The following is a 14101-nucleotide window of genomic DNA, read 5'->3' on the forward strand; positions in this document are numbered from 1 at the left end:
TTGCTTGAGGGATGAAATACTATTGCACACTTTTTGCGCCGAGAAAAGGACCTCGGCGCTTCCGCCGCCTTCAGGCCGGTGTGGGGCCTTCGGAGGCCGGCGAGCCGCCGTCTTCCACAGCCCGGCCCTTCCCACGCTTCAGCCTCCGCCCCAGGCGGTCGAAGCAGACGTAGAAGACGGGAGTCACGTAGAGGGTCAGCATCTGGGAGAACAGGAGGCCCCCGACGACGGCCACGCCCATGGACATCCGGGCGTCGCCCCCGGCGCCGATGCCCAGCGCGATGGGCAGGGTCCCGAACAGGGCCGCCATCGTGGTCATCATGATGGGGCGGAAGCGGATCACGCAGGCCTTGTGGATGGCGCTCCGGGCGTCCAGCTTCTCCTCTTCCTCCGCCACGACGGCGAAGTCGACCATCATGATGCCGTTCTTCTTCACCAGGCCCACGAGCATGATGATCCCCACGAAGGCGTAGAGGTCCAGATTCAGGCGGAACAGGATGAGGGAGACGAGGGCCCCGAAGGCCGCCAGCGGAAGGGCCGAGAGGATGGTGACGGGGTGGATGAAGCTCTCGTAGAGAATCCCCAGGACGACATAGATGATGAAAATGGTGACGAAGAGGAGGAAGCCCAGGTTTCCGAAGGATTTCTGGAATTCCTGCGAGGCCCCCTCGAACTGGGCCGTCACGGTCTGGGGCAGCACCCGGGCGGAGACATCCCGGATCTGGGCCATGGCCTGGTCGATGGAGAAGCCCTGCTTGAGATTGAAGGAGATCGTCGCCGAAGGAAGCTGTCCCGAGTGGCTGACCGACAGGGGGACCAGCTTTTCCTCGATGCTTGAGAAGGCTGTCAGCGGGACGAGCTTGTCGCGGGAGGACTTGATGTAGATCATGGAGAGGGAGGACGGGTCTTCCCGGAACGCCGGATCCAGCTCCAGGATCACGTTGTACTCGTTGCTTGTGCTGTAGATGGTGGAAACCTGCCGGGACCCGAAGGACGTGTACAGGCCGTCCTGGATCTGGGAGGCCGTGAGGCCCAGGGACGACGCCTTGTCCCGGTCGATGACGATGCGGATGCGGGGACTCTGGATGTTGAGGTCCGAGTTCACGTCCACGAGCGACGGAAGGCCTGCCATCTTCTCTTCGAGGGCCAGGGCCGCCCGGTAGAGATCCTCCAGGGAGTTGCTCTGCAGCGTGTACTGCCAGGCTGCGGTGGTGGACCTTCCTCCGATTGGAATGGGCGGCGGGTTGAAGGGGAAGGCGACCATGCCGGGGATGTCGTTCAGCTTCGGCCGAAGCTCATTGATGATGTCGGTCACGCTTTTCTTCCGCTCCGAGCCCGGTTTCAGGGTGACGAGGGCGAAACCGGAGTTTGACCCCTCCTCACTGCCGGCGACGGACAGAAGCCCCCGCAGGTCCGGGTGGGCCTGAATGATCCGGTTTACCTCGCCCTGGTGCTCCACCATGTAGTCAAAGGAGGACCGGTCGGCGGCCTTCGTGAAGACGAGGAAATAGTCCTGGTCCTGGGAGGGGACGAAGCCCTTGGGAATCCAGACGAACAGGAAGAACGACAGGAGGAGGATCACCCCGGTCAGGCCGAGCGTCGCCACCGGATGGTTGAGGGGGACCCAGAGGGTCCGGCCGTAGAAATCGGCGGCCCGCCGGAAGAATTGCTCCGTCCACTCCTGGAAGCGCCGCCGCCTGCCGTCGTGATAGCGGTTGAGGAGGCGGCTGCATAGCATCGGGGTCAGGGTCAGGGAGATGAATCCGGAGACGAGAATGGCGACGCCGATGCTGACGGCGAATTCCCGGAACAGGCGGCCGATGATCCCGCCCATGAAGAGAATCGGGATGAAAACGACCACGAGCGAGATGGTCATCGAGAGGATCGTGAAGCCGATCTCCCGGGAGCCCGTAAAGGCCGCCTGCATCGCGTCCTCCCCCTCCTCGATCTTCCGGACGATGTTCTCCATCATGACGACGGCGTCATCGACAACGAATCCGACGGACAGGGTCAGGGCCATGAGGGACAGGTTGTTGAGGCTGAACCCCAGGAGGTCCATGACGGCGAAGGTGGCCACCAGGGAAAGGGGAACGGCGATACCCGGGATGATCGTGGGCAGGAGGGACCCGAGAAACAGGAAGATCACCGCGACGACGAGGAAGATGGTCAGGAGGAGGGTGAACTGGACGTCCTCGATGGATTCCCGGATGTAGTCCGCCTGGTTGTACAGGAGCATGAACTCGACGGCCTCGGGGATCATCTTCTGGAGCTGCGGGATCTTCTCCTTCATGTCCGTGGCGATTCGGACCGTGTTCTGGCCGGGCTGCTTGCTCACGGCCAGGATGATGGCATTGTACTCCGTGTCCTTTGTCAGGAACCAGAGCTTCGTCTTCTCGTATTCGATGGCATCTTCTGCGCGGCCGATGTCCTCGATCCGGATGGGGATGCCGTTCTTGCTGGACACGACCAGGCGGTTGTAGGCCCGGGCGTCGGGGAGCTGGCCGGTCGATTCCATCGTATAGGACTGGAAGGATCCGTCAAGGGTCCCGCCGGGCCGGCTGACGTTCCCCTGCTTGATGGCGTCGCTCACCTCGTTCAGGCCGATGCCCCGGGCGGCCATCTTCCGCGGATCCACCCGGACCCGGACGGCCTTCTTCTGGGCCCCCATGACCTTGACCTGCGCCACGCCGTCCACGGTGGACAGGGAGCCGCTGACGAAATCCTCCGCCAGGTCCTGGACGTCCGTCATCGGCATGGTTTTGGAGGTCATGACGAAGTACATGATGGGCTGGTCGGCCGGATTCGTCTTGGAGTACGACGGGGGCGAGGGCATGTCGTTCGGCAGGAGGTAGCGGGCGGCGGCGATGGCCGTGTTCACGTCCTGGGCCGCGGCGTCGATGTTGCGCTCCAGGGAGAACTGGAGGGTGATGGTCGTGCTGCCCGTCCGGTTCGTCGAGGACATGGACTGGAGGCCGGCGATCTTCGTGAACTCCTTCTCCAGCGGCGTGGCCACGGTGGATGCCATGACCTCGGGACTGGCTCCGGTGAGGCTGGCATAGACCTGGATGGTCGGGAAATCGACGTTGGGCAGGTTGTTGACGGGAAGCTGCCGGTAGCTGTGGATCCCGAAGAAGAGGATGCTCACCATGACCAGGATGGTCATGACGGGCCGGCGGATCCAGATCGCGGAGAGGTTCATCGTCCTGCCTTCAGGGCTTTCCGGCTGCCGCCTTCTTGACCTCCACGGGGAAGCCCTCCCGGAGTTTCAGGTGGCCGTCCGTCACGAGTGTCTCCCCGGGCTCCACCCCCTTCGCCAGGACCGTGTCGGGCCCCGCGACGCGGTCCACCGTCACGGGACGCTGGGTCACCGTCCCATCCTTCCGGATGACGAATACGTAATGGCCCTCCTGGCTTCTCTGGACGGCCGGCGACGGCACCACCAGGGCGCTCTTCTGGATCGTGAGTTCCAGGGCCGCGCTGGCGAACTGCCCGGGCCACAGGAAGCCGTCCGGATTGGGGAATTCCGCCTTGAGGCGGATCATACCGGAGTCGGGATCGACGGCATTGTCGACAAAGACGAGGACCCCCTCCCGGGCGTCCTTTTCCTTTCCGGGCAGCGTGGCCGTCACCTTCAGGGACGACTGCCGCATCTGGCGGCGGACGTCGGCCAGCCGGTTCTCCGGGATGGAGAAGCGGACGTAGACGGGGCGGATCTGGTTCACCGTGGTGAGGGTCCCGGAGTTGGCCGAGACGACGGCCCCGGGATTGACGCCGTACGTTCCCGTCTTGCCCGCGATGGGGGCTGTGATGGAGCAGTACTGGAGGTTGAGCCGCGCTTTCTCGGCGGCGGCGCGGTTGTCCCGGACGGTCTGAGACTGGGTGGTCTCGGTTGTCCGGTACCGGTCGTATTCGGACCGGGAGACGGCTCCCTTCTCCAGGAGGAAGGCATAGCGCCGGGCCTCCGCCCGGTCGTGGTCGAACTGGGCCTCCTCCTTGGCCAGCCGGGCCTCCGCCTGGCGAAGCTCCTCGCGAAACGGGGCGGGGTCCAGGCTGAACAGGAGATCCCCCTTCCGGACCTCCTGGCCCTCCCGGAAATGAACGGCCGCGATCTTCCCGGTCACCTGGGGAACCACCGTCACGGTGCGGTACGCCTCCACGAGGCCCACGGCCTGGATCTGGACGGGCATGTCCTTCCGGACCGCCTCGCCGGCTGTGATGGGCACCGCCGCCGACGCATGCTGCGCTTCCTTCTTTCCGCATCCGGCTGCCGAGAAACCGACAGCCAGCAGCAATACCATCCCGAGGAGAACGCCTCTTTTCATATCTTCTTCCCCGTGGCCTTTTCGATGGCGGACTGGGCCTTCCGGTAGTCGTAGAGGGCCTGGATATGTTTCAGTTTCGCATCGCTGAAGCCCACCGTGGCGTCTGTGACCTCCACCGGCGTGCTCAGCCCCGCCGAGTACTTGAGCGTTACGATTTCCAGGTTTTCCTCCGCCTGCCGGACGGCCAGGGCTGCGTCAGAGATGCTTCTTTCCGCCTTCAGCAGGTTCAGGCAGGCCTTCTGGATCTCCGTGCGGACATCGAGCCGCTTGGAATCCAGCTGGGCCTGGAGCTTGTTCCGCTTCGCCAGGGCCTCCCGGATGCGGTTTTGCGTGGCCATGCCCTCGAAGAAATTGACCGACACGGTCACACCGGCATTCCAGCCCCGGGAGAGGGGCCTTTCGCTCCCGTCATACGAGTAGCCGGCCTTGCCGCTGAGGCTGGGGAGATACTCCTTCCGGGCCAGGTCGATTTCCCGCTCCGCCGCTTCGAGCTGTGCCGCCAGGGATTTCAGGTCCGACCGGGACTCCAGGGCCTGGGCCGTCGCTTCGTCAAGGACGACCGGGTAGCGCTGGAACGCCAGGTTGTCCTCGATCCGGTAGGACGGGGGAGAGGGGATGCCCATGACCTGGTTCATGCTCACCCGGGCCAGCATCTCTTCGTTTTCGGCGGAGGTCAGCTCCAGCCGGGCGTTGCTCAGGTCCACTTCCGCCTTGGTCACGTCGTAGCGGGACTTGGTCCCGGCCTCGAAGAAGAGCTTTGCCTGCCGGAGATGCGCCTCGAACTTGCCGGCCTTCTCCGTCTGCACCTCCCGGTTGCGGGAGGTCCGGAGGAGCTCGTAATAGGCCTCTCGGACGGAGTGGACCAGGGCCAGCCGCTGGTTTTCCAGGTCGTGCAGGGAGGCGTCCCGGGACAGATCCCTCATCCGGATGGTCGCTTCCCGTTTTCCGAAATCGTAGATGTTCTGGGTGAGGGTGGCGGAGGCGCTGTAGTAGCTGTACGATTCCAGGGGAATCAGGGAGTAGTTGTCGGCGGCGTTCCGGTCGTCGGGGGTGTAGCGCGTGTAGCCGCCGGTGACGTCGATCTTGGGGAAGTAGTCCTTCCTCGCCTGGGCCGCCTGGGCCTCCCGGGCCTCCGCTTCATACGCATAGGCCGCCAGGGCCGGATGCCGCTTCAGGGCAATCTCGATGCAGCGGGAAAGGGAGAGGGTCTCGCCTTCCCGGATGGCCGGCACCTCCGCCCGGGCCGATACGGTCGTGAAAAGAAGGAAAAGGGCGATCGGGAACAGGGTGAGCCGGAGATTTCTGAGACCCATGGATCGCTCCGTGTCTTTTCCTTCCGCCGCAGGGAGTGGCCGGAGGCGGCGGATATGCGCCACCATACACAAGTTTCGTCCCGTGATCAAGGAGACCCATGGAAGGGTGAGCGGATTCCCGGTCTCTCTCCCGCCGGAGGTTCACTGCAGAAGCATGCCCAGCCGGTCCCAGCGGACCCATGTGTCGTCGCGGTTCCAGGACCAGTAGATGACAAAGGCCTTGCCCATGACGTCCTTGAGGTCGACGAAGCCCCAGAACCGGCTGTCGTAGCTCTGGTCGCGATTGTCTCCCATCACGAAGATCGTGTCCCTGGGAACGGTAACGGGGCCGAAGTTGTCACGCGGCTGCAGGGAGGCCGGGAAGATGACCTCGTCCACGTGGACCCCGTGGCCGTCGTTCTGGGGATTGCCGTTCAGAAAGATCTGCTTGTTCCTGATTTCGACGGTGTCCCCCCCGACGGCGATGACCCGCTTGATGAAATCCTTGGAGCGGTCTTCCGGGTAGATGAAGACGACAATGTCACCCCGCTTCGGATCCTTGATGGGAATCAGGGTATTGCGGACGAAGGGGATCTTGACCCCGTAAATGAACTTGTTCACCAGGATGTGGTCCCCGATCAGCAGGGTCGGCTTCATGGATCCCGAGGGGATCTTGAAGGCCTGCACGAGGAAGGTGCGGATGAACAGGGCGATCAGAATGGCGATGATGATCGCCTCGACGTACTCCTGGGTCTTGGACTTTGGTTTCGACATGGCTTCCGTTACGAATAAATGTTGATGAGGGTAACGACGATCATGACCAGGGCGGCGCCTCCCTTTGCCAGGATGACCGCCATCCCGCCCAGAATCGACCCCAGGCCGGCGCGCAGGGCCGGCCGGATCTTCCGCTGTTGCATCATTTCCACGGCAAAAACGCCGGCAAATCCTCCGGCGAAGGCCCCCAGCACCGTTCCCAGGCCGAACAGGAACGGGGTGAAGAGAAACATGCCGGCGATGCTGCCCAGGATCGCCGCCCAGGCGCCCTTCCGGGAGGCTCCGAACCGGGCCGCACCGACCGCCCGGAGGCCGAAGTCGAGCGCCTCCGCCAGGGCCGCCAGGAAGACCAGAATCAGGAGGACCTTCCAGCCCAGGGTGGCGAATCCCGTCGCGGCGGCGTACACAAGGGCCGCCGCCAGGATCAGGAACTGGCCGGGCAGTCCGAGCAGGGTGGCCAGCAATCCCACCAGGAAGGTGATGATGAGAAGAAAGATGCCGGCCGATTCCAGAAAGGACAAGTTACTTTTTCCCCTTTTTCCCTGCCGGCCGGAGCCTCTCCCAGGCCAGCACGATGGAGCTGGCGATGAAAATGGAGGAATAGGTTCCGATCACGATGCCGACGAGGAGGGTAAAGGCAAAGTCGTGGATCACCGCTCCCCCCAGGAAGAAGAGCGCCACCAGGACGATGAAGACCGTCAGGGCGGTCAGGATGGTCCGGCTCAGGGTTTCGTTCACGCTGGTGTTGATCAGCGTGGCCAGGTCCTGCTTGATGTTTTTCCGGACGTTTTCCCGGATCCGGTCGAAGACGACGATGGTGTCGTTGATGGAGTAGCCGATGATCGTAAGCAGGGCCGCCACGATGGTGAGGTCGAACTCCTTGCCCAGGAGCGACAGTGCCCCCACGGTGATGATCGTGTCGTGCACCAGGGCCAGGATGCCGCCCACGCCGTAACGGAACTCGAACCGGAAGGCGATGTAGATGAGCATGCCGACCCAGGAAAAGAAAATCGCCAGGAGCGCCTTCTTGGTCAGGTCTTTCCCGACCTTGGGTCCCACGTACTCGACGCGGCGGATGTCGAAGGTCCCCGCTCCGAGGGCGGACGTCAGGGCCTGCTGGATCTTGTCGCTTGTTTCTTTTGTGTTTTCAGCCGAGTCGCCGATGCGCACCACCACCTCGTTCTCACCGTACTGCTGGATGGTGCTCCCCTCCAGGCCGATGGGCTTGAAGGCCGCCCGGATCTTCTCCGGGGCCGGCTCGTGCTGGAACTTGATCTGAATGAGAGTCCCCCCGGCAAAGTCGATGCCGTAGTTGAGACCTCCGTGCCAGACGATGGAGGCGATGCTGATGACGATCAGTGCCAGGGATATGCCGAAGGCGATCTTCATCTTGCCGACGAAATCGAAGTTGGTACCCGCCTTGATCAGTTCCATGCGGTGCTCCTCAGTTTGGGAAATGGCGTCCGGGGTTCTTTCCGCCCCGGTTTCATACGCTGATCCGGGAGATCTTCCGGTTCAGGACGAAGTGGTCGAAGACGATCCGCGTCACGAAGACGGCGGTGAACATGCTGGCGATGATGCCGATGGTGAGCGTCACGGCAAAGCCCTTCACGGGACCGGTCCCGAAGCCGAACAGGAACAGGGCGGCGATGAGGGTCGTCACGTTCGAGTCGAGAATTGTCAGGAACGCCTTGCCGTAGCCCGCCTCGACGGCCATCTTGGGGGTCTTCCCGTTCCTCACCTCCTCGCGGATCCGCTCGAAGATGAGAACGTTGGCGTCCACGGCCATGCCGATGACGAGAACGATGCCGGCGATGCCCGGCAGGGTCAGCGTCGCCTTAAAGGCCGAGAGGGTCCCCATGAGGAGGATGATGTTGAGAATGACGGCGCTGTTGGCGATGACGCCGGCCCATTTGTAGTAGAAGCCCATGAACAGGACCACCAGGAGGCCGCCGATGGCGACGGACCAGAGCCCCTTGTTGATGGAGTCCTGGCCCAGGGACGGTCCCACGGTCCGCTCCTCCAGGATCACGACCGGCGCCGGCAGGGCACCCGCCCGAAGAACGATGGCCAGGTCCTTGGCCTCATCCATGGTGAAGGTCCCCGTGATCTGGGCCTGGCCCCCGGAGATCTTCTCCTGGATGACCGGCGCCGAGTGGACAACGCCGTCCAGCACGATGGCGAGTCTCTTCTTGACGTTTTCCCCGGTGATCCGCTCGAATTCGTTGGCCCCCTGGCTGTTGAACTTGATGGCCACGTAAGGCTCGCCGAAGCGGTCGCTGATCTTGACCTGGGCGTTCTCCAGCGCCCCGCCCGTCAGGAGGGTCTTGTTCCGCACGAGATAGGGCACGTCGGTCCGGCGGCCCGATTCCGGCTCCACCTTGTAGCCGCGGAGGACCGCGCTTCCCTCGGGGACGTTGCCACGGAGGGCGTCGTCCAGGGAATGCTCCTCGTCGAGGAGCTTAAACTCCAGAAGCGCCGTCTTGCCGATCAGGTTCTTCGCCCGGGCGGGGTCCTGGATCCCCGGAAGCTGGACGACGATCCGGTCGTCCCCCTGGGGCATGATTTCCGGTTCGGAGATGCCGAACTGGTCCACCCGGTTCCGGATGGTCTCCAGGCTCTGCTCGACGACAAACGTCTTCATCTCCGCGGCCCGCTTGTCCTTGATCTTCAGGGTCACCTGGTCGCGCCCTTCCCGGGTTTCCGATTTGGCCACCTCCAGATCGGGGTAGCTGTCCTTCAGGATCTTGTCGAAGGCCCCCCGGGAGGCCGGATCCGGCAGCTCCAGGCTGATGCCCGCCTTCGTCCGCTCGATGTTGCGGAAGCGGACGCGCTTGTCCATCAGGGTTTCCTTCAAGTCGTTGGACGTGCGTTCCATCGTGCTTTCAAGGGCTTTCGCGGTGTCCACCTCCAGGATGAGGTGCATTCCCCCCTGCAGGTCCAGCCCCAGGTGGATCCGGTCCGAGGGAAGATTTTTCTTCCAGAACTCGGGCAGGTCCGGAATCAGGGTCGGCGTCAGGTAAAACAGCGCCCCCAGGCAGATGACAACGGTAATGGCGACACGGATGCGGATGCTCTTGATCATGGCGAACCCCTGGTTATTCCTTCGATTCCTTCCCGGCCTTCTGGAGGACGGTGCTGATGAAGCTCTTGCCCACCTTGATTCTCACCTTGTCGGCGATCTCCAGGGTCACGACGTTGTCCGCGACGGCGGTTATTTTCCCCTGGATCCCCCCCGAGGTCATGACCAGATCCCCGTGGGTCAGGCTGGCCAGCATGTCCTTGTGCTCTTTCTGCTGTTTCATCTGGGGCCGGATGAGCAGGAAGTAGAAGATGGCGAACAGGACGCCCATCATGACGATGAAGCTCCAGTCCCCTCCCGCGCCCCCGCCTCCGGGCATCCCCATGGCATATGCGGTTCCGATCACGAAAATATCCTCCCTGATTTATTCGGGAATCTCCGAGTTTGCATCGGCATTCCCCGCCGGCTCGTCTTCCCACCGGTCCAGAAACGCCCGTTTCCAGACCGTATAACTCCCCCCCCGGATCTCTTCCCGGATCCGTTCCATCAGTCGGAGATAGAACCGGACATTGTGAATCGTGTTGAGCACCATGGCCAGGATCTCCCGGGCCATGTAGAGATGCCGGAGGTAAGCACGCGAGTAGTGCCTGCAGGTGTAGCAGTCGCAGGCTTCGTCGAGGGGAAGCTCGTCCTCCCGCCAGCGGGCGTGCTTTATAACAACCTTTTGGGTGTTTGTAAATAATAATCCATTCCTTGCGCATCGCGTGGGCATGACGCAGTCGAAGAGATCGATGCCGGCGGAGACGCTCTTGACGATGTCGGCGGGGGTCCCCACGCCCATCAGGTAGCGGGGCTTTCCCCGGGGGAGGAGCGGAGCCGTCCCGGCCACGATCTCATCCATGATATCCTTCGGCTCCCCGACGCTGAGCCCCCCCAGGGCATAGCCCTCGAAGTCCAGGGCCGCCAGCTCCTCCAGGGCCTGCCGGCGCAGGTCCGGGTACATCCCCCCCTGGACGATGGCAAAGAGCATCTGGAAGCGGTTCGTCCGGGCCTCCAGGGACCTCCGAGCCCAGCGGTTCGTCCGCTCCATGGAGACCCGGGCCTCCCGGACCGTCGCCGGGTAGGGGGTGCACTCGTCGAGGCACATCATGATGTCCGACCCGAGGGCCTCCTGGATGGCCACGGCGGTCTCGGGGGTGAGGTCGTGCCTTGATCCGTCGATGTGGGACTGGAAGGTGACCCCGTCTTCGGTGATCTTCCGGAGGGCCCCGAGGCTGAAGACCTGGAATCCGCCGCTGTCGGTCAGGATCGGGCCGGGCCAGTTCATGAACCGGTGAAGCCCCCCCAGGCGGCGGACCAGCTCGTGGCCGGGTCTCAAATATAAATGATACGTATTCCCGAGGATGACATCCGCGCCCAGTTCCCGGACCGTCTCCGGAAGCAGGGCCTTGACGGTCCCCTGGGTCCCCACGGGCATGAACGCGGGCGTCCGGATCTCCCCGTGGGGCGTGGCGATCCGCCCCAGCCGGGCCCTGGTACCGGTGTCTTCTTTTAACAATTCAAAGCCTGGTTCTGTCATGGACGTCCTTACAACCCAATTTCCCCGCGGCAAAGCAATTGTATCTCGGCGCGGGGGCTGCCACGGGGATTCCCGCCGTCGCGAAAACGTTTCCGCTCTTCACCTTCTGAAATTGATGAGCCTGGGATCCGGAAACGTTTTCTAATCGCTCCTCTGGGAACCCCCGGTCGCGCCCCCGCGGATGCAGAGGAGAGGCGGAAAACAACCAGAATTCCCGTCTCGTGTGCCCCCGCCCCGCGGACATTGGTCGGGGAGGGGGGCTTCCCGGAGCGCGAATAGCGGCTTTTTCGGGATACCCTGCCGTCGCAGCGAAGCGCCCGCAAAGTCATCTGTCTGAGCACCGTCCGGTGCGAGTTATGACTTTGCAGCGGAGCGAGACGATGCAGGGTCGAAAAATCGCTTCTGAGCGCGAGGGAAGCCTCTCTCACGCGCAATTCCCATGAATCAACCCGGCGGCTGTTCAAAAAGGGTTGAATGCAAGGCGCCCGAAATCCCGGGCCGTGAGGCGTACTTGTCGGTACGTCGAGCGGAGCGGGATGAGGGCAACGCAGCAGACGCCCTTTTTCAGCAGCCGCGTATATTCAGAGGATCAGCATCGCATCCCCATAACTGTAAAACCGGAATCCGTCCTCCACGGCCCGGCGGTAGGCCGCCTTCATCCGTTCCGTCCCGGCGAAGGCGCAGACCAGGATGAAGAGGGACGACCGGGGGAGGTGGAAGTTCGTCACCATGGCCCCGGTGCAGCGGAACCGGTGCCCCGGGCGGATGAACAGGTCCGTGTATCCCTCCCCGGCGGCCACCCGTCCGTTCTCGTCGGCCAGCGTCTCCAGTACCCGGGTGGAGGTCGTCCCGACGGCCACCACGCGCCGGGCATCGTTGATCAGGCGGGCCGTTTCCGAAGTCAGTTCGTAATGTTCCGCGTCCAGGCCGGCGTTTTCCAGCGGACCTTCCGGCAGCGGCTGGAAGGTCCCGTATCCCACGTGCAGGGTCAGTCGCGCCACGGGAATATTCTTTTTCTCCAGCTCCGCAAAGACCGCCGGGGTGAAGTGAAGGCCTGCCGTGGGGGCCGCCACGGAGCCGGGGGGACGGGCGTATACGGTCTGGTAGCGCTCCCGGTCATGCGCCGTTCCGGGATCGCCGGGATCCCGGCGGATGTAGGGCGGCAGGGGTGGCCGTCCGATCCTGTCCAGATAGGCGTTGAAAGGCTCCCCGGCGTGAAACCGGACCCGCCACTTCTTGTCGGAAATGCGCTCGACGATCTCCGCGGCGGCCCCCTCCGGGAGGAGAATTCGGTCGCCCGGGCGCAGACGTCGCGCCGGCCGGAGGAGGGCCTCCCAGGTTCGTCCCTCCGGATCCGCTCCCGCCGGAAGCGGGAGAAGCAGGATCTCCACGGCCCCCCCGGTTTCCCGCCGCCCGTTCAGCCGTGCCGGGATGACCCGCGAGTCGTTGACGACCAGGACGTCTCCTGGCTTAAGAAATTCCGGAAGGTCGGCGAAGACGCGCTCCTCCAGCCCGTCCCGATCCCGCCGGACCACCAGCAGGCGCGACCGGTCGCGCTCCGCCGCCGGCTCCTGGGCGATTCGCTCGGGGGGCAGGAAATAGTCGAAGACCGACGGATCCATCCTTATTGCCTGCCGAGATAGACCAGGAGGAGCCCCATGACAATGGCCCCCAGGCCGAGGAACCGGAGCGTGCGTTCGGGGATTTCCAGGAGCTTCACCAGGTACTGCTTGATCTGCGCCGGAAAGGCGAAATAGGGCAGGCCCTCGACGATGAAGACCATCCCGAGGACGCAGAGAAAGAATTCCATTCCGCTTGTCTGTTCCATCCGTCTTTATGCCTCGATGGGGCTGCCCGGCACGGGTCCCTGGCATGTCCCCCGCGTCTTCATTTCATCTGCATCCGGACCCCGTCACGGGAGAAAACCCACCTTCCGCAGGGCTCGCAGGGTGTTGCGCGACACGGGCAGGGCCGCCAGATCCTCCGGGGACAGCCAGCGGGCGTCCGCGGCGTCGTCGGCGCCCTGCACCCGGCCGGAGACGTACTCCCCGATGACGTCCACGATGACGTAGTGGAAGCGGATCCGTCCCTCCGCATCGCGCTCGAAGAAATCGAACGTGTAGACCGGTTCACCCGCCCGGATCACGATTCCCGTCTCCTCCAGGATCTCCCGCTCCGCTCCCGCCTGGATCGTCTCGCCCAGCTCCAGGGATCCGCCGGGGATGGCCCAGAGGCCGCGGCTGGGGTCGATGCCCCGCTCTACGAGAAGAACCCTGCCTTCATGAATGACGATGGCCCCCACGCCGACCCGGGGCCGATCGGGGTATTCCCTTCCGCTCACGGCGCTGCCTCCCGGGAAAAGGTGAACTTGGCCGTCGCCCCGGAATCGGGGGAGCCCCGGAAGGACCGCTCGATAAAGGTGATCCCGCCGCCGCGGTCCGTCATGAGGACGGTCGAGGAGCGGGTCCCGTAGGTCGGGCTCGCAATGAACAGCGGCGACAGGATCCTCTCCCACTCGAGGCCGATCCCGGTTTCGGGGAGGTCCCCGTCGGGGGCCCGCTCCATGTCCGCGAGGAGCCGAAAGAGGGCCTCCGGGTCCGGTTCGGGATTCTGCTCCAGGAGGATTCGGAACGCCTCCCGGCCCCGGCGGATCTTGGGCCAGGGCGTGTCCAGGAGGGCGTTGGACAGCCCGTGGACGCCCGGGGGAACGGGGCCCGACGGCCCCCTGCCGGAGAGGTAGAAAAGCGAATCCGCATCGCCCAGGAACAGGTTGAAGGGATTGTATTCCGGTGCGCGGGGGGCAAGACGCTCCATGGCGGCTTGCGGGGATTCCGATCCCTCCAGGTATTCCCGGACCAGCCACCCCCGGGAGGGCCTTCCCGGCCGGATGGCCGCCGGATCGCGGAAGTTCGTCAGGGCCGCCCAGCGTCCCCGACGGGTCACGCCCAGCCAGGTCCCCCCTTCCTGGAGGTCCCGGCCGCCTAGAATGTCGGGCCGCTCTTCCCAGAAGTCCGCCGCCGCCGTCGGCCGGTCGTAGAACTCATCCCGGTTGGCCGCCAGGATCAGGGGATATTCGGGATGGGCCTGCCAGGCCAGGAGGATCAGGCACATG

At 64.0% G+C, this 14101-nt stretch carries 13 protein-coding genes; all 13 read right to left on the minus strand.

Annotated features, from left to right (window positions below; translation table 11 throughout):
• Positions 1 to 70 precede the first annotated feature (70 nt).
• A complete protein-coding gene (locus tag PLO63_01270) occupies positions 71 to 3199 on the minus strand; it encodes an efflux RND transporter permease subunit (protein ID HOI72750.1) in 3129 nt (1042 codons plus the stop codon).
• Positions 3200 to 3209: 10 nt separating this feature from the next.
• Complete coding sequence (locus PLO63_01275) at positions 3210 to 4322, minus strand: efflux RND transporter periplasmic adaptor subunit (protein HOI72751.1); 1113 nt, start codon at positions 4320 to 4322, stop codon at positions 3210 to 3212.
• Complete coding sequence (locus PLO63_01280; GenBank protein HOI72752.1) at positions 4319 to 5635, minus strand: TolC family protein; 1317 nt, start codon at positions 5633 to 5635, stop codon at positions 4319 to 4321. The genes PLO63_01275 and PLO63_01280 overlap by 4 nt, the downstream gene beginning before the upstream one ends.
• 141 nt (positions 5636 to 5776) lie before the next feature.
• Positions 5777 to 6388, minus strand: coding sequence for a signal peptidase I (gene lepB / locus PLO63_01285; protein HOI72753.1), 612 nt, complete (start codon positions 6386 to 6388; stop codon positions 5777 to 5779).
• 8 nt (positions 6389 to 6396) lie between these two features.
• Positions 6397 to 6909 carry a DUF456 domain-containing protein gene (locus tag PLO63_01290; protein HOI72754.1) on the minus strand — a complete coding sequence of 171 codons (513 nt, stop codon included), beginning with the start codon at positions 6907 to 6909 and terminating at the stop codon, positions 6397 to 6399.
• 1 nt (position 6910) lies between these two features.
• Positions 6911 to 7822, minus strand: a complete 912-nt coding sequence (secF, locus tag PLO63_01295; GenBank protein HOI72755.1) for a protein translocase subunit SecF — start codon at positions 7820 to 7822, stop codon at positions 6911 to 6913.
• Between the two features lie 52 nt (positions 7823 to 7874).
• On the minus strand, positions 7875 to 9473 hold the full coding sequence (secD, locus tag PLO63_01300) for a protein translocase subunit SecD (protein HOI72756.1): 1599 nt from the start codon (positions 9471 to 9473) through the stop codon (positions 7875 to 7877).
• Between the two features lie 13 nt (positions 9474 to 9486).
• On the minus strand, positions 9487 to 9816 hold the full coding sequence (gene yajC, locus PLO63_01305; protein ID HOI72757.1) for a preprotein translocase subunit YajC: 330 nt from the start codon (positions 9814 to 9816) through the stop codon (positions 9487 to 9489).
• 18 nt (positions 9817 to 9834) lie between these two features.
• Positions 9835 to 10989, minus strand: coding sequence for a tRNA guanosine(34) transglycosylase Tgt (gene tgt, locus PLO63_01310; protein HOI72758.1), 1155 nt, complete (start codon positions 10987 to 10989; stop codon positions 9835 to 9837).
• Between the two features lie 581 nt (positions 10990 to 11570).
• Entirely contained in the window at positions 11571 to 12611 is a 1041-nt protein-coding gene (queA, locus tag PLO63_01315; protein ID HOI72759.1) for a tRNA preQ1(34) S-adenosylmethionine ribosyltransferase-isomerase QueA, read from the minus strand.
• Between the two features lie 2 nt (positions 12612 to 12613).
• A complete protein-coding gene (locus PLO63_01320) occupies positions 12614 to 12817 on the minus strand; it encodes a DUF2065 domain-containing protein (GenBank protein HOI72760.1) in 204 nt (67 codons plus the stop codon).
• 84 nt (positions 12818 to 12901) lie between these two features.
• Entirely contained in the window at positions 12902 to 13330 is a 429-nt protein-coding gene (locus PLO63_01325) for an NUDIX hydrolase (protein HOI72761.1), read from the minus strand.
• Positions 13327 to 14100 carry an NRDE family protein gene (locus PLO63_01330; GenBank protein HOI72762.1) on the minus strand — a complete coding sequence of 258 codons (774 nt, stop codon included), beginning with the start codon at positions 14098 to 14100 and terminating at the stop codon, positions 13327 to 13329. The genes PLO63_01325 and PLO63_01330 overlap by 4 nt, the downstream gene beginning before the upstream one ends.
• Between the last annotated feature and the right edge of the window lies 1 nt (position 14101).

The sequence above is a fragment of the Syntrophales bacterium genome (genome assembly GCA_035363115.1).
Taxonomy (GTDB): Bacteria; Desulfobacterota; Syntrophia; order Syntrophales; family PHBD01; genus PHBD01.

What these genes read in the sequence shown, in the direction of transcription:
- PLO63_01270 (HOI72750.1), bottom strand. Translation starts at nt 3,199, where the DNA reads ATGAACCTCTCCGCGATCTGGATCCGCCGGCCCGTCATGACCATCCTG.
- PLO63_01275 (HOI72751.1), bottom strand. Translation starts at nt 4,322, where the DNA reads ATGAAAAGAGGCGTTCTCCTCGGGATGGTATTGCTGCTGGCTGTCGGT.
- PLO63_01280 (HOI72752.1), bottom strand. Translation starts at nt 5,635, where the DNA reads ATGGGTCTCAGAAATCTCCGGCTCACCCTGTTCCCGATCGCCCTTTTC.
- lepB (HOI72753.1), bottom strand. Translation starts at nt 6,388, where the DNA reads ATGTCGAAACCAAAGTCCAAGACCCAGGAGTACGTCGAGGCGATCATC.
- secF (HOI72755.1), bottom strand. Translation starts at nt 7,822, where the DNA reads ATGGAACTGATCAAGGCGGGTACCAACTTCGATTTCGTCGGCAAGATG.
- secD (HOI72756.1), bottom strand. Translation starts at nt 9,473, where the DNA reads ATGATCAAGAGCATCCGCATCCGTGTCGCCATTACCGTTGTCATCTGC.
- tgt (HOI72758.1), bottom strand. Translation starts at nt 10,989, where the DNA reads ATGACAGAACCAGGCTTTGAATTGTTAAAAGAAGACACCGGTACCAGG.
- queA (HOI72759.1), bottom strand. Translation starts at nt 12,611, where the DNA reads ATGGATCCGTCGGTCTTCGACTATTTCCTGCCCCCCGAGCGAATCGCC.
- PLO63_01320 (HOI72760.1), bottom strand. Translation starts at nt 12,817, where the DNA reads ATGGAACAGACAAGCGGAATGGAATTCTTTCTCTGCGTCCTCGGGATG.
- PLO63_01330 (HOI72762.1), bottom strand. Translation starts at nt 14,100, where the DNA reads ATGTGCCTGATCCTCCTGGCCTGGCAGGCCCATCCCGAATATCCCCTG.